The sequence below is a fragment of the Flavobacterium granuli genome, from assembly GCF_031456055.1.
In the GTDB taxonomy this organism is placed as follows: Bacteria; Bacteroidota; Bacteroidia; order Flavobacteriales; family Flavobacteriaceae; genus Flavobacterium; species Flavobacterium granuli_A.
Genome location: NZ_JAVDTX010000001.1, coordinates 733,354 through 749,503 on the forward strand (window position 1 = coordinate 733,354; position 16,150 = coordinate 749,503).

14 protein-coding genes and 2 tRNA genes are annotated in these 16,150 nt (G+C 32.6%); 7 read left to right on the forward strand and 9 right to left on the reverse strand.

What is annotated here, in order from left to right; translation table 11 throughout:
- Positions 1-123: 123 nt before the first annotated feature.
- Positions 124-1,005 (reverse strand): GTPase Era, encoded by an 882-nt coding sequence (era, locus tag J2W95_RS03150; RefSeq protein ID WP_310003867.1) that lies wholly within the window; start codon positions 1,003-1,005, stop codon positions 124-126.
- Positions 1,006-1,122: 117 nt separating this feature from the next.
- Here era and J2W95_RS03155 point away from each other — a divergent pair.
- The 5 genes from J2W95_RS03155 to J2W95_RS03175 all read left to right on the forward strand — a co-directional run bounded on the left by J2W95_RS03155 (position 1,123) and on the right by J2W95_RS03175 (position 4,452).
- Positions 1,123-1,195, forward strand: a tRNA-Met gene (locus tag J2W95_RS03155).
- A 34-nt stretch (positions 1,196-1,229) separates the two neighbouring features.
- A tRNA-Met gene (locus J2W95_RS03160) sits at positions 1,230-1,302 on the forward strand.
- Positions 1,303-1,389: 87 nt separating this feature from the next.
- Entirely contained in the window at positions 1,390-2,085 is a 696-nt protein-coding gene (locus tag J2W95_RS03165) for a pseudouridine synthase (protein WP_310003869.1), read from the forward strand.
- Positions 2,086-3,146: 1,061 nt separating this feature from the next.
- Positions 3,147-3,809, forward strand: a complete 663-nt coding sequence (locus J2W95_RS03170; protein WP_310003871.1) for a helix-turn-helix domain-containing protein — start codon at positions 3,147-3,149, stop codon at positions 3,807-3,809.
- Positions 3,810-3,897: 88 nt separating this feature from the next.
- Positions 3,898-4,452, forward strand: coding sequence for a porin family protein (locus tag J2W95_RS03175; RefSeq protein WP_310003873.1), 555 nt, complete (start codon positions 3,898-3,900; stop codon positions 4,450-4,452).
- Positions 4,453-4,745: 293 nt separating this feature from the next.
- On the opposite strand, the gene J2W95_RS03180 is transcribed toward J2W95_RS03175, so the two are convergent.
- From J2W95_RS03180 to J2W95_RS03205, 6 genes are all read right to left on the reverse strand, one after another.
- Complete coding sequence (locus J2W95_RS03180; RefSeq protein WP_310003874.1) at positions 4,746-5,051, reverse strand: hypothetical protein; 306 nt, start codon at positions 5,049-5,051, stop codon at positions 4,746-4,748.
- A gap of 263 nt (positions 5,052-5,314) precedes the next feature.
- The gene (locus tag J2W95_RS03185) at positions 5,315-7,321 is read right to left on the reverse strand and encodes a family 2A encapsulin nanocompartment cargo protein cysteine desulfurase (RefSeq protein ID WP_310003876.1); all 2,007 of its coding nucleotides are present in this window, start codon (positions 7,319-7,321) and stop codon (positions 5,315-5,317) included.
- Entirely contained in the window at positions 7,305-8,225 is a 921-nt protein-coding gene (locus J2W95_RS03190; RefSeq protein ID WP_310003877.1) for a family 2A encapsulin nanocompartment shell protein, read from the reverse strand. The genes J2W95_RS03185 and J2W95_RS03190 overlap by 17 nt, the downstream gene beginning before the upstream one ends.
- 434 nt (positions 8,226-8,659) lie before the next feature.
- Positions 8,660-9,487: a leucine-rich repeat domain-containing protein gene (locus J2W95_RS03195; RefSeq protein ID WP_310003879.1), complete on the reverse strand. Its 828-nt coding sequence runs from the start codon at positions 9,485-9,487 to the stop codon at positions 8,660-8,662.
- Between the two features lie 273 nt (positions 9,488-9,760).
- A complete protein-coding gene (locus J2W95_RS03200) occupies positions 9,761-11,029 on the reverse strand; it encodes a YeiH family protein (protein ID WP_310003881.1) in 1,269 nt (422 codons plus the stop codon).
- A 776-nt stretch (positions 11,030-11,805) separates the two neighbouring features.
- On the reverse strand, positions 11,806-12,660 hold the full coding sequence (locus J2W95_RS03205; RefSeq protein WP_310003882.1) for a leucine-rich repeat domain-containing protein: 855 nt from the start codon (positions 12,658-12,660) through the stop codon (positions 11,806-11,808).
- Positions 12,661-12,925: 265 nt separating this feature from the next.
- On the opposite strand from J2W95_RS03205, the gene J2W95_RS03210 reads away from it, so the two are divergent.
- Positions 12,926-13,414 carry a DUF1761 domain-containing protein gene (locus J2W95_RS03210; RefSeq protein ID WP_310003883.1) on the forward strand — a complete coding sequence of 163 codons (489 nt, stop codon included), beginning with the start codon at positions 12,926-12,928 and terminating at the stop codon, positions 13,412-13,414.
- Between the two features lie 58 nt (positions 13,415-13,472).
- Here the strand turns inward: J2W95_RS03210 and J2W95_RS03215 are convergent, their stop codons facing one another.
- Entirely contained in the window at positions 13,473-13,751 is a 279-nt protein-coding gene (locus tag J2W95_RS03215; protein ID WP_310003885.1) for a 4a-hydroxytetrahydrobiopterin dehydratase, read from the reverse strand.
- A gap of 324 nt (positions 13,752-14,075) precedes the next feature.
- On the opposite strand from J2W95_RS03215, the gene J2W95_RS03220 reads away from it, so the two are divergent.
- The gene (locus J2W95_RS03220; RefSeq protein WP_310004264.1) at positions 14,076-15,224 is read left to right on the forward strand and encodes a peptidogalycan biosysnthesis protein; all 1,149 of its coding nucleotides are present in this window, start codon (positions 14,076-14,078) and stop codon (positions 15,222-15,224) included.
- 9 nt (positions 15,225-15,233) lie between these two features.
- Here the strand turns inward: J2W95_RS03220 and J2W95_RS03225 are convergent, their stop codons facing one another.
- Entirely contained in the window at positions 15,234-16,103 is an 870-nt protein-coding gene (locus tag J2W95_RS03225; RefSeq protein ID WP_310003887.1) for a diacylglycerol/lipid kinase family protein, read from the reverse strand.
- Positions 16,104-16,150: the final 47 nt, after the last annotated feature.

Sequence of the window (16,150 nt, forward strand, 5' to 3'; positions counted from 1 at the left end):
GATCTGGGCTAAAAAAAAATCAGCATTAGAGAAAAACTCCAATACTGATTTTATATTTATTTTATTTCGGACTTTACATTCCAACATTCGATTAAACAAATAACCGAATTACCAAATCAACATTTATTGATTATAACCAAAACGCTTCAACATATTCGCGTTGCTTCTCCAGTTTTTATTCACTTTCACATACAATTCGATGTGTATTTGTTTTCCGAAAAATTTCTCCAAATCTATACGAGCATCCATTCCCACTTTTTTCAGGGCAGCACCTTTGTGACCAATAACAATTCCTTTTTGAGTATCGCGTTCCACCATAATCAAAGAACGAATTCGGATGATGTTTTCGTCTTCAAAAAATTCTTCAGTTACGATTTCTACTGCGTATGGAATTTCTTTGCTGTAGTTCAATAATATTTTTTCACGGATTGTTTCATTAACAAAGAAACGCTCCGGTTTATCTGTCAATTGATCTTTTGGGTAATACGCTGGTGATTCTGGCAACAGAGAAATAATCCTTTGAAAAACTTCAGGAACATTAAAATTTTGCAGAGCAGATATTGGGTAAATTTCTGCATTTGGAACTTTGGCAGTCCAAAAAGCCACTTGCTCTTCCAATTGTGCTTGATTCGAATTGTCAATTTTGTTTAATAATAACAAAACTGGAATTTTCGAATGAATAATTTTATTAAAAAAAGCTTCGTCTTTCAGTTCCTGTTCACCAATTTCTACCATATATATCAAAACATCGGCATCTTCAAAAGCAGACTTCACGAAGTTCATCATCGACTCCTGCATTTCGTAGGCCGGTTTGATGATTCCAGGAGTATCCGACAAGATCATTTGAAAATCTTCTCCATTTACAATTCCAAGAATTCTATGACGTGTTGTTTGTGCTTTTGACGTAATAATTGATAACCTTTCACCAACAAAGGCGTTCATTAACGTTGATTTCCCAACGTTTGGATTCCCTATGATGTTTACAAAACCTGCTTTATGTGACATTTCTACTTTAATTTATAGTGCAAAGGTAAACATATCAAGTCAATACAGGAAATAAAACATTTTTTAAAGTTTTCCTTGTTTTTCTCTAAATTCGGCGTATCTTTGCACCCGAAACAACGCGGGATAGAGCAGTAGGCAGCTCGTCGGGCTCATAACCCGAAGGTCACAGGTTCGAGTCCTGTTCCCGCTACTAAGTAGCCTTATTGAGATTACAAAACGCACATCGCGGGATAGAGCAGTAGGCAGCTCGTCGGGCTCATAACCCGAAGGTCACAGGTTCGAGTCCTGTTCCCGCTACTAGAAAAGCTTCACAGAAATGTGAGGCTTTTTTGTTTGTATTTATTTTTATTAAACAATACATATTATCTCTTTTATTTTTTCCAAATGTTAGAAATACTTTATCAAGACGAATATATTATAGCAATTAATAAACCAAGTGGTTTGTTGGTTCACAAATCATTTTATGCGCGCGATGCAAAAGTTTATGCTATTCAAGAATTGAGAAATCAAATAGGGCAACACGTTTATCCGATTCATCGGTTAGACCGAAAAACGTCTGGTATCTTGTTATTTGCATTGGACAAAGAAGTTTTGAAAATCATGAATGATCGTTTTGCCACACGCGAAGTCGAAAAAAAATATTTAGCCATTTTACGTGGTTGGTCACCCGAAGAACTAACGATTGATTATGATTTAACCAATGATGATGACGTTACACAAAATGCAATAACATACTTTCATCGATTGCAAAATGCCGAAGTTGAGTTAGAATTTAATAATAAACCAACATCGCGATATTGCTTGGTAGAAGCGATTCCTGAAACTGGACGTATGCATCAATTACGCAAACATTTCAAACATATTTTTCATCCCATTTTAGGAAGTCGACCACATGGTTGTAACAAACAAAATAAATTATGGTTGGAGAATTATGACCTCAAAGGAATGATGCTTCATGCACATCAGTTAATTTTTAATCATCCAATAAAGAATGAACAACTAATCTTGAATGCAAAGATTAATGAAGAGTTTAGCAGAGTAGGTACTATTCTCAATCTAGATTTGAGTAAGTATAAATAGAATAATAATATGTAAATCGTCGGGCTCATATCTGCCACGGCGGACACAGGTTCGAGTCCCACTCCCCTATAGAAAAGCTTCAGAGAAATCTGGAGCTTTTTTTTGTTACATATATTTCACTCTTTCTAACAAATTACATATTTCTTGAGAGAGCCAATTCAAAAATTACTCAGATTCAGATACCGCAGAGAAAATCTCAACAGTAAAACCCAAAAAATTTAATTTCATATAAATTTCAAATAATTAAGTTGATTCGCATCGTAAAAAAATAGGTAGAAAAAACAGATAAAGTTTCAATTCATTAAAACTGAACAAATCTAATCTTATGCAGTAATATTTCAACAGGTAGAAATCCAGAAATATTTTTGTAACAGCCATTACAGATTAGACTCTTAAAAAAATCCTTAAGATATTTTTTTATACAAATTAACAATCCTTTTAGTTAATCATTTCTTAATCCATTAAGAAAAGTCATTACTATTAATATAAATTCGCCTTATAAATTCTTACGAAATAAACTATGTTTTGAAAATGACTAATTACCATGATATTCCAAAGCGAATTTTAAAAACAACTTTTATACTAAAAAATTGATTTATACAACACTTTTAAATATTGCGATTTTTCAGGGAATAATCTTAGGCTTAATTATTTTAAAGTCTTCCTTATTCAATAGTAATTCAAATAAATATCTGGCATACTTACTATTTACACTTTCAATTATTTTACTGAATCATGTTTTTGAGATTCAAGAAGCATTTACTCCCTATCCTTTTCTGCGCTTTATTCAAAACGTCGAATGGGTATTTCTGATACCTACTTTCATATTCCTTTTTATTATAAACCGGATTGATGATACTGTAAAAAGCAAACAAAAAATTTATTTATGTTTTATCCCATTTACCTATTCCGCTGTCCTTAATATTACATACGATCTTGATCGTGTTGCAGGAATTTATAATATTCCTGAGTCAAGCAACGGTCTGTTCGAAATACTCGGTCTGATCCATCTTACTTTAGGTGTTACATTCATCCCTTTCCTGCCGATTTACTCTTATTTTATGATAAGACATTTAAAAAATTTACATGAAAAAAAATGGATAATTACCTTATTAACAATTGTTTCTTCATTGTTATTCGCTTACCTTATTGCCTGTCTAGCCGGCAGATTTCATCAATATGATATTTCTCCTACTATGAACGTCTTGGCTCTATCTGCAACATTCATAATTCATTGGACAGCTTATATTGGCATTTACAAATACAAACTTGCCAAAAACAAAGATGCCATCCACAATTTTCTAAATGAAGATTTAGCCATTTCGTATTCCAATTTGCAAATTGTAGAAAACAGACCAGAAGAATATAGGGAATCTATCACGGCGGATAATCTTTATTTTCAAAAACTGGAAATACTTTGCAAAGATCAGCACATTTATACTGACAGTACATTAAACAGAGAAAAAGTTGCTGAAAAATTAGGAATTAGCGCGGGATATGTTTCACAAATTATAAACACAATAACAGGAGACAACTTTGCCAATTACATAAATAACTATAGGGTTGAAGCTGTCAAAGAAATGATCTCAAATTTTGAATATGAAAACTATAATTTGTTGACGATGGGATTAGAATCTGGCTTTACTTCAAAAACGACTTTTTATAAAGCCTTTAAAAAAGTTACTGGTCAAACGCCAAACGAATATAAAAACACCAGCAAATAAGTACCAATTTATACAGTTTTAAGCTTTTGAAACCTTTTTTAATTTTTCTTAAACGAATTTTGGATTCAAATAATTCAAAACAATTTTTATGAAAAAATTTTTATTACTAGCTGTTGTTACAGTTTTAGGATTTACAAATGTTAATGCCCAAGAAATTAAATTTGGCGCTAAAGGAGGTTTAAACTTTGCATCAATCAGCGGAGATAATACCAAAGGTATTGATCTCGTAACAGCATTTAATTTTGGTGTTTTATCAGAAATTCCCATTTCGGATAAATTTTCTTTCCAACCTGAATTAATGTATTCTGGTCAGGGATATGGTTTCGCTGATAATACGATTGCCTTAAGTTATCTGAACATTCCTTTAATGGGAAAATATTATTTAACAAAAGGATTAAGTGTTGAAGCCGGACCGCAAATTGGTTTTTTACTTTCTGCTAAAAATGAAAAGACAAATGTGAAAGATTCGTTTAATACTTTTGATTTTGGTGTTAATTTTGGCTTAGGCTATAAACTTGACAACGGACTTAATTTTGGTGTAAGATATAATCTGGGATTAACTGATATTAATAATTTAGATAATTCTTCTATTGAGAATAAAAACGGAGTGTTTCAAATATCTGTTGGCTATTTCTTCTTCTAAAACTTAATGATTCTCTAAAAACGTTTTACAAACTGTACCATAAGTGTATTAACTCATCATTTCTTGGAAAATCAGAAAATTTTGAATTACTTCTTTTCTTCAACTTCTTTATATTATCCATAAAATGATTCGAAAATTGCCCCGTTAGGGGCTACTAGAAAAGCTTCAGAGAAATCTGAAGCTTTTATTATGGAATAAAATTAAGAATTTAGCGATCTTACCTAAACTCGCATACAAAAAAAAAGACTGCTCAATTACGAACAGTCATTTTTTATGCATTTAAAGGAATTGGTTTATGCTGCAAACAAACCCTGCTTGTGAGCGTTGAATAAAACCAAATCATAAGGAACTAATTTAGGTGCAACTTTCTCTGAAGAAGCATCAAACTTGATACCGTTATGTTTTCCAAATAAGTAAATCTCTTTTAAACAATTAGACAAACTCTGATGAATTAATGTCGTAAAAACTGGCAACTGTTTGTCTCCTATCAATAAATCAATTTGGTAATTCGAACTACTTTTTGATAGATTGTTTCCGATGATTCTTAGAGTGAATATTGTCGGGATTCCGTTTTGTTTTCCTTGATACTGTACTACCATATTATTTAAGATTAAAATGTGGTTAAATTAATTTTCATCATTCAACTTCAAATCCGTTGAATTCTCTGTTAAAGCTTCTAAAAATAGCAAAATGACATAATAACGTCCGTTAAATTATCAGTTTATAACAAAGCTAATTAATTAAACCTTTCCTAATGGTATTTAAGTGTCTAAAATTTTCATAAATTATTTACTTTAATTTACATCCAAAAGAGCAACTAAATCAAACAAAAAACCTCAGGACAATCCTGAGGCTTTGCTATTTATTTATCTGTTTTTAATCGCCAGAGGGTTTCTATAAACACATCTACATCCTGACAAGTATTGTAAAAAGCCAATGAAGGACGAACTGTGGTTTCCACACCCATTCTTCTTAAAATAGGCTGCGCACAATGATGTCCGGTGCGTACCGCAATACCTTCCCTATTTAATGCTTTTCCAACCTCATCATTAGTAAAACCTTCCAAAGTAAACGAAAGCACACTGGCTTTGTTGGCTGCAGTACCTATCAATCTTACTCCCGGAATTTGTTTGAGTAAATGTGTGGCATATTCCAACAAATAATGCTCATACTGTCCAATCGCTTCAATTCCAATTTTCGAAATGTATTCAATTGAAGCGCCAAGTCCTATCGCATCGGCAATATTTCCGGTTCCGGCTTCAAAACGATTGGGCGCTTTATGATATTTGATTTCTTCAAAAGTCACATCTTGAATCATATTCCCGCCAGATTGATACGGTTCCATTTCGTTCAGTAAATCTTCTTTTCCATACAAAACACCAATACCCGTTGGCCCAAACAATTTATGTCCCGAGAAAACAAGCCAATCGGCATTGAGATAACGAACATCTACTTTCATATGCGAAACAGATTGTGCACCGTCCAAAAGTACTTTGGCTCCAACAGTATGAGCCATTTCAACCATTTGTTTTGCCGGCGTCACAGTTCCCAACGCATTGGATACTTGCGTAAACGCCACCAACTTCGTTTTAGAATTTAACAATTTAGCATATTCATCAAGTAAAATTTGTCCATCATCATCAACCGGAATCACTCTCAATTTCAAGCCTTTTTTATCGGCCAAACGCTTCCAAGGAACAATATTGGCATGATGCTCCAAATGACTGACAATTATCTCATCGCCAGCCACCAGATTATGATTTCCCCAACTTTCAGCTACTAAATTAACACCTTCTGTTGCACCTCTAACAAAAACAATTTCGTTAACAGAACCCGCATTCAGAAACACTCTCACTTTTTCGCGTGCTGCTTCGTAAGCATCCGATGCACGGGCCGCCAATTCGTGTGCTGCACGATGAATATTAGAATTTTCATGTTCGTAAAAATAGGCAACGCGATCAATAACTGACTTTGGTTTTTGTGTGGTTGCCGCATTATCGAACCAAATCAATGGTTTTCCATTTACCTTTTCACTCAAAATCGGAAAATCTTTTTTGATCAAATTAGCATCAAAATTAGATCCAACCCATCCGCTTCTGGATTGTGATTGAATAGGAACAACAGATGAAATTGCAGGTTTTCTGGAATCAAAAGCAAACGGGTTTTGATCCAAAAAATAGTAACTGCTATTTTGTTCTAATCCAACTGACCCTTTTTCCAATGGAACCCCAAAACTGGTGTTCACCAAATCCAATGCCGCTTTTAATTCAGATTCAAAAGAAGACCCTTCATATTCAAATGGCAAATAAGATGATTCTTCTTTATTCTTTAAATTCAAATCAGAAAATCCCGTCTGAGGATCTTCCATATTGACATTATTGCCTGTACCTATTGCAAACGGCACTTCACCGCTTCCCAGTCCATATTTTGAAGTATCAATACCATTTAAATCTTGTTCAAAAAAATTAGGCTTTGGAATACTCGAAAAAGAATATTGAGATTCACCTATAGGAGCAATATTTCCATAAGAAGCAACCGAGGGTGATCCACCAAAACCTCCCATAGACGGCGGAGTTTGAGAAAAATCCAAAGGATTCTTCGGCAGATTTGGAATTGGAGATGGACCAAAACCCGATTGAGCCAATAAAGTGTCATGGTTACTTACTGGAAATACAGTTTCGACTTGACCTAAATTGGCAGCAGAGAGGAGTGTTTCAGCTATTTTAGTAGCACGAGGATGTTCATTATGATCTGGACTCAAGGAAATTTCTTTTGGAAATTCGTTGGGCAAAGCACTGAACAACTCATTGGCTAAATGCTGCAAATCCTCAATATTCGGTAATCCGATATTGTTAGTATTTGTATTCATGATACTTATCTATTTGCACATCTTCCAGCACCGCAATTGCATCATCAACAGTAACTACCAAGGAACAATACAACGATACCAAATAAGAAGCAATCGCTTTTTCGTTGATACCCATAAAACGAACTGACAAGCCAGGCGACTGTTCACCTTGTAATCCAGGTAGAATAAGTCCAATTACTCCTTGACGACTTTCGCCAGTACGCATCAATATAATTTTAGATTTTCCGTTTTTAATAGGTAATTTATCCGAAGGAATAAGTGGAATACCTCTCCAAGTAAGAAATTGGGAACCAAACATAGAAGTGGTTGGAGGCGGAACTCCGCGACGGGTACATTCTCTACCAAATGCAGCAATGGCTAACGGATGCAACAAGAAAAAACCAGGTTCCTTCCAAACTTTAGTCAACAATTCATCCATGTCATCTGGTGTAGGAGCGCCTGTTCTGGTTTTTATGATTTGTGAAGGAACCACATTGCTTAACAAACCATAATCTTTATTGTTTATTAACTCGCTTTCCTGTCTTTCCTTAATAGTTTCAATCGCTAATCGCAATTGTTCTGTAATTTGGTTATATGGTTTACTGTACAAATCCGAAACACGAGTATGAACATCAACAATGGTTTGTACTGCGGCCAAATTATACTCCTTAGGATTATCGATATAGTCCACAAAAGTATTAGGAAGTTCATGTTCATCTCTAGCTGAACAATCCACCTCAATATGAGTCCCATCTTTTACTTTATTTAAACGATAAACCCCTGCTTCCACAGGAACCCAATGCAAAAGATGCGTGAGCCATCTTGGTGTAATTGTTCCCATCTGAGGAACTGAACGGGTTGCAATTGCTAATTGTCTCGCTGCTGCGTCTCCTAACGCAGTTTGCTGTTTTTTTAATTCTGCCATTGTTCTATTTATTAAGTTATATATAATATTACTAAATCACAGAGAAAGTTGTTTCAAAAAACATAACATGTAATAATTCCACATGCCAAGCAATTTCAAATCAAAAAAAATCAAACAGGAGTAATCCGAAAGGCACAGCTCCAAAAAAAACTATTTACAACGAAGAGTGTGTAAAAAACACATTAATTTTTCTACTAATTTAACACAATTATATAATCACTACAACATCAGCGAATTAAATATGTGAAAAAAAATAATTTTTCAAGCTAATAATGGAGAATATTTTAATAATCAAAAAATAAAGGGAAGAAATTTTAATATTCTGTAGCATACAAAAAACGAAAAACCCCGTAATGTATGAATTTACAGGGCATTCTAACTAAATGTATTAAAACAAACAACTTTCAATCACTTCAAACTTTGCAATGAAATAATTACCCTTTAATAACGGGTAACGAAACTACGTTTCCTATTTCATTTCGCATAGTCATATTCAATTTATCCAATAATGATAATTTGTTAGAAACTAATCCTGAAAACAAATTATAGGATATATTCATTTTTTTTAAATGGGTTAATTTTTCTAATTCTAAAGGGACTTGCCCTTTGAAATCATTATCAAAAAGATTTAAATTTTCTAACAATTCCAAATTCCCAATTGCTGGGCTTAATTTCCCAGTAAATCTATTAGAATATAAAGAAACTGATTTCAATGATTTTAATTGATAAAAAGAAAGAGGCAATTGTCCTTGAAACGAATTTTCATACAACGATAAATTCTCCAACATTGTAAGTTTGCCTATTTGTGGAGGCAATTCACCTGATAGTATATTTCGATCTAAGACTAATGTTTTTAAATTTGGCAAATTGCAAATTGAAACTGGAATAAAACCCGTTAATTTATTAAACGAAAGATCTAAAATTTGCAAAGTCTTCATATTACCAATATTCAGTGGGATTTCACCATTTAATAAATTGGTACCTAAATTCAATTCTTGCAAATTTAACAAAGTAGTAATTTCAACAGGAATACGACCTGTCAAATTATTGTTGTTTAAGTTTATAGAAATTACCTTATCGTCAACGACTTTGACTCCGTACCATTTGTTCATTGGCAAAGAAAGATCCCATTTATTAATCCATTTAGCACCATTCGTAGCTTGGTTTAATTTTATGAGAACATCCTTTTCAGCCTGTGAAATATTAGCAAAAATTGAAAGGGAAAAGAAGAAAATAAAAATTAGCGTAATTTTTTTATTCATTGGGGGTTTATTAAATTTCATTAATCCAAAAATAATTAAAAAGTTCGCTAACAAACAAAAAAAATCGACAAATTTGAATGAGAATAATTATACCGAATACATATCTTACAAAAAAAAGCGCAACAATTCAAAGAAATTGAATTATTGCACTTACAAAAAAAAAAAATCAAGTATGACCAAATAATCAACTAACTCTGTTTTGTATGATAAACAAAATTAATTTTACTGCAGAGAACCAAAAAACTCATCAGTATCAAGGTCTATTTTCAACAATCATTTGCCGAACAAAATATAGGCTATGATTAAAGTAATTATTACGTTGAACAACTGCGCTACTAAAAAAGCATAGAACGGTTTTTTAGTATTTGAGTTGAATAAATCTTTAAAGTTCGTCTCCAAACCAATGCTGGTAAAAGCCAAAGCAAACCAAATACTCTGAAGGTTTTTCAGGCTTTCTTTTACAACATCTCTTGTTTCTACTGAAACTAGAAAAGAAAAGACCAAAGAAGCAACTATGAAACCAATCACAAACTTTGGAAACCGCTCCCAGATAATTCTCAAAGTTGGTTTAGAAACCGCTACCTCCTCTGATGTATTATGAGTATAAGTCCAATAAAGTGATATTGCAAATGCTGCTATGCCCAAAAGCACATTCTGAGAGAACTTAACAATCGTACTTATTTTCAAAGCAGTTTCCCCCACCAATGAACCAGAAGCTACGACTGCTCCCGTAGTATCAATACTACCTCCAAGCCAAGCCCCAGTCACCTCTTCCGAAAAATTAAAATACTTTGCGATAATCGGCATAAAAATCATCATCGGAATTGCAGTAATCAACACCATTGAGATTACATAAGAAAGTTTCTTTGAGTCCCCCTTTATGGCTCCAGATGTTGCAATTGCCGCTGAAACTCCACAGATGGAAACCGAACTGGATATCATCATCTTGAGTTCATCGTCCACTTTTAATTTTGTGCATAACCAAAATGCAAAATACCAAACCGATAAAACTACTGCCAAAGCCTGTATTAAACCTAAAAAACCAGCTTTAAGAACATCTGAAAATATAATAGTTGTCCCTAATAATATTAATCCAATTTTGACAAACAATTCCGTAGAAAGCGAAGTCCGAAACCAACTTGGAAGCGTAAAGAAATTACCAATAAATAATCCAATAAAAAGACTGAAAATAACAGCTTCCAGATTATATGATTTTACTTGTTCATTTCCTGCAATAATCAAAGCGATAATGGTTAAGAAATATACAGCAGGAAATCCAATCAGGAAATGCTTCACAGATTTTCCAGTCAATAAAACACCTAACCCCCCTATTGCCAACAAGAATATAAATTGTTGCAAAACTGTTTTCAAATTACCGTAACCAAAAACATTTTCTATAAGTTCCGTATAATTCACCCATTTAAATGCAGGAACCGGAAGAAGAAAAACCGTAAGCGACAATCCAATAATCAGGAAGCCTAAGATTACTACAGTCCAGTCTTCATGAATGGCAAATTGCTTTGTATTTGTGTTTTCAGACATTTTTAAAAAATTTATTTAACTCTTTCAATACTATTTATTATCAAATAACCAGAAGTTATTACATTAAACTTTAAAGGAATAAAGATAAAAACATCAACAGCAACAATACACCAAACACAAATAAATTTTGCATTATTAAAAGCAGGATTTACTTCGAAGTCTTAATTTTTCTGATATAGAATATTTTATATTATACTAATTTGATAGAACAAAAGTAATTTAAAAACTCAGACTTCCAAATTTTATTTTACTTTTTTTCTGATAAAATTATCCGAAAAACCATATTAAAACATAACAAACTAAAAGATAACGTTTTAAACAACCTAAGCACATCTAATCAATTTCGCTAATTTTTACATTCTCACCATATAAGGTTCTCATGGTTTCCAAAACGGGCTTTACATTTTACAAGACACACAATAGCGAGATCCAAGATCTACTAAAACGGTGTTATTATAGGCTACACTTTTTTGAAGAAAAAGAATCTAACTGCAACGTAAACGTATTATTATTTGGGACAAAAACTACCAAAAACAAAGAACAGGACAATTGCTGTGACACGGTTTTTTTAATCTTTTAAAATTGAACTGACTCATTTAAATCGTCAGCAAAAAGTGGACTGATTTAAACAAAAACTTAGAGAGTGTTTTCAAAAATTAGAAAGTAAATAAAATGTAAATACATAAAAAAAGCGCAACAGTTTAAAACTAAACCATTGCGCCAAACTACATGAAAACTATTTTAACTATTCTAACTACTAAACTCTATTTATAAACTTATTCATCAGCCGCTAAGACTCCTTTTGCATTATCTGATACTTCTAATTTGAAAGCAATACCAGATTCATTAATCATATTAAGATTAAAATCTTCTTTTTGGGCTAAAGCTTGAGAAACTGTACCTGAGAATGAATTATACGCTAAATTAACACTTTTCAAATTGTCTAATTTCACAATAGTGTAAGGAATATGTCCGTTCATTTTATTGTCAAACAAACTTAGATTTTCTAAAGCTTTTAATTTTTCGACATTCCAGCTGATTTGTCCCGAAAATTTATTGCTGCTCAGCATCAATTCTTTTAGATTCTTTAATTCATATAATGAAGCAGGAAGTGGACCTGATAATTCATTATTGAATAAAGACACAACTTCTAATTCTTTTAAATTCCCAATATGATTTGGCAATTCTCCTGAAAGCTTATTCATGAAAATCATTAATGTATTCAAATGCGGTATCTCGCAAATAGAATTCGGAATTGTCCCTGACAACTTATTGAAAGAAAGGTTTAATACTTTTAACTTTTTTAGTTTTCCAATATTTTCAGGAATTGTTCCAGAGATTTGATTTTTAAACAGATTTAATTCTTCCAAGTTTTTCAAATCTGTAATTGCAGCAGGTAATGTCCCCACTAAATTATTATTGGAAAGATTGATCCCTATTACTTTATCGCTGTGAATTTTAATACCATGCCAAGTTGAAACTGGGGCGTTCAAATCCCATTTAACTTTCCATTGGTCACCATTTGTACTTTGATACAATTTTATCAAAATATTTTTCTCAGAATTAGGCACTTCAGCCAATAACGAAATTGAAAAGACAACAGTAAGAAATAATGTAACGATATTTTTCATAGGTGCTATTAATTGTTTTTATCCGTTATATGTAATTCGCATAACTAAATTGGTATATAGTACCATGCTCGTTTTATAAACTTTATTTTTCACGTATAACAAAACAAAAGTAATACCAAAACATACTTAAATACAAAAATAATCGATTAAATACATCTTTTTATTGTTATAGTAATTATTTTACTACTTATATGTAAATTTTTAAACTTAAAATACATATTGAAAAATTAATTACTTTTGATGTATAACCTTAAAACCTTAAATTATGGAAATGAATTGGATTGCAATTTTTGTAAGTGCATTAGCAACATTAGTAGTTGGATTTATTTGGTATAATCCAAAAGTTTTTGGAACTATCTGGATGAAAGAAACAGGTCTTACACAAGAGGAACTTCAAAAAGGAAATATGTTTAAGATTTTTGGATTAACCTACATTTTCTCTCTTTTTATAGTTATAATCGAATCTTCTCTAACGATTCATCAAAGTGGTGCTTTAGGAATGATTGGTGGTCCACCGAAAATTAGTGAAGCACTTCCCTCATTTAAAGCTTTCATGGCGGATTATGGAACTGCTTATAGAACCTTCAAGCATGGTGCTTTACATGGATTCATTTCTGGTTTATTTTTTGCTTTCCCAATAGTTGCAATTAACGGTTTATTCGAAAGAAAATCTTGGAAATACATTTGGATTCATGCTGGATATTGGATTGTTACCTTGACTATTATAGGATCATTGATCTGTGGATGGGTATAAATCAAAGCTAAAAACAAGAAGGCCTTATTTCTAAACATCTAGAAATAAGGCTTTTTTATTAGAACAAACCCTCAATTTGGGTGGCCAATTCAAAATCTTTAGTGGTCACTCCTCCCGAATCGTGTGTATTCAAACGGATATTCACTTTATTATAGACATTAAAAAGCTCTGGATGATGATTCATCTTTTCGGCCAATACACCAACCTGCACAATAAAACCAAGTGCCTGTGTGAAATTCTTGAATTTAAAATCCTTTTCTATCGCATTATGTTTGAAATGCCAATCTTTTAAATTTTCCAAAAAGGGGCTAGCTGATTCTTCGGTATATGTTTGCATAATTATTTCTTTTCTATAAAGTTAGGGAAAGATGCTGAGATTCTAAGCTTCTAAGAGACTAACCTTTATTAACTCAAAACTAAGCCTTAATATGATTATCGCTATTCTTCTTTTTTTAGATGATGGTAAAATGCAAAATCTTTCCCTTTAGCCCCGATTATAGTGAAAATCCTTATAAGCCGGTGTTCGGCTTATAAGATTGAAACGAAAAGCGGGACGATGCCGGCTAAAAAACACCAAATGTTTCTGCTTCAAATTCAGCTTAGAAACTCAATCACAATTCCATATAAATTGGCTAAATTTGAAAAAATATACTTACCCAATTTGAAAACATCTCTTTCATATAAGATTTACGAAACTAAATCCCAACTTCCTGAAAATTGGGATAATTTGGGCTGTGAAAACATTTTTTTGTCCTCAGCGTATTTTGAAATTTTGGAGAAGTCGGCTCCAATCAATATGAGTTGTCATTATATTGGGCTTTTTAAGGAGCAAGAGTTGGTAGGGATCGCTATTTCGCAATTTTTGGATTTAAATAAATTAGAATCTTTTGGAGATAGAGACCGATGTGTTAAAGCTTCCGTTCGAAAATTTGTTCTGAAAAATTTTGCTTCTCACGTTTTGCTCATTGGTAATAATATGCTTACGGGGCAAAATTCATTTGTTTTTTCGGATGCCATATCGTCTGTTGAGGGTATTAAAACCTTAAAAAAAGCGACTAATGATTTGAAAGCTAAATTTAAATTGATGGGCAAGAAAGTGCACATCACGACTTTTAAAGATTACTCCCAAAAAGATGTAGAAAATTTTGCTTCTGATGCTTTTTCAAAAAACTATAAATACAGCGTTCAACCCAATATGACTTTTCCAATTCGGGATGAATGGCGGACTGAACAGGATTATATCGATTCCTTGACGAAAAAATACCGTGACCAATACAAAAGAGCCCGAAAAAAAGCAGAAGGAATAGAAAAAAGGAAATTACACCTGGAAGACATAATCCGGTACGAAGAAACAATTTATGACTTATACCATCATGTTGCCCAAAATGCACCTTTCAATACTTTTTTTCTTACAAAAAACCATTTTAGGATTTTTAAAGAAACTCTGAAAGACAAATTTTTGTTCTACGGCTATTTTATTGATGGAAATCTTATTGGTTTCAATACATTGATTAAAAATGGCGATACGATAGACACTTATTTTTTAGGTTATGACGACACCGTTCAAAGAGAAAAAATGCTGTATTTGAATATGCTTTATGACATGATTGCCTATTCGATCAATAAAGGATTTAAAGAAATTATTTTTGCTAGAACGGCTTTGGAAATTAAGAGTTCAGTTGGGGCAATACCAATGAAAATGTACGGTTTTATGGAACACAGCAATAAACAAATAAACAAGCATGTTCCAAAAATTTTTCCAAAACTAGAACCCGAAGTTGCTTGGCAGGAAAGAAATCCATTTAAATAATAAATAAAATTATGCTACAGCAACCTTTAATTGTTTGTGTAAAATAGAAATTTCCAAAATACTTTCGGCGCCACAATACTCACCATCAATTTGAAAGCTTACGGGAATATTCGTTTTTATGGTGGCTCTGTCTGTAGAAATTATTTCAACATCATCTGACTCAATCGGCATATTTCCAGTGATAATTTTTCCGAAAACAATCAAATCCAAATTTTTCAGAATCACTAGTTCAAATTTACCATCGTTCATTGCCCCATCAGGATTAATTATTACTCCAGTTCCATACTTTTGAGAATTGGCAATCACAATCATCCGAGCTACACATGTAGAAGTTTGATTGTTGGCGGTAATCGTTGCTTCGAAAGGGTCTTCCATATCTATCAAAGTTGTATAGGCCTGAATGGCATATCCCCACATGCCACGTGTTTCGCTATTTTCATAATTCTTAACAAGATCAGCATTGAGTCCAATATCACTCAAATGCAAACTTTTTTTTCCATTGATCGCAATCATATCCATCTCGATATAATTACCATAAAAAGCTATCTCAAGATTTTCTTCAAGTGTCAACGGTAAATTCAAATCAACCGACAAACCATTTGCAGAACCGGCTGGCAAAATTCCAAGAATTACATCATGTTTCTCTATTGCTTCTGCGACCATTTTAATGGTTCCGTCACCACCCGCAACTAAAATTCTTTCGGGTAGATGCTCATTATACAATTCTCTTATCTTGACAACATCACCCTCTCCGGAAGTCTCGTATAAAATGAGTTCCAAATTTTCTTTTTCTGCAAAAAAACTAGCCGTTTCAATAAATTGAGCTTTATCAACATCTCCTGATATTGGATTTACAACCATGATGATACTCTTTTTCATAATTTCGGTTAGTATATTAATAAAAAACAATAAATTTAGATAGAAAA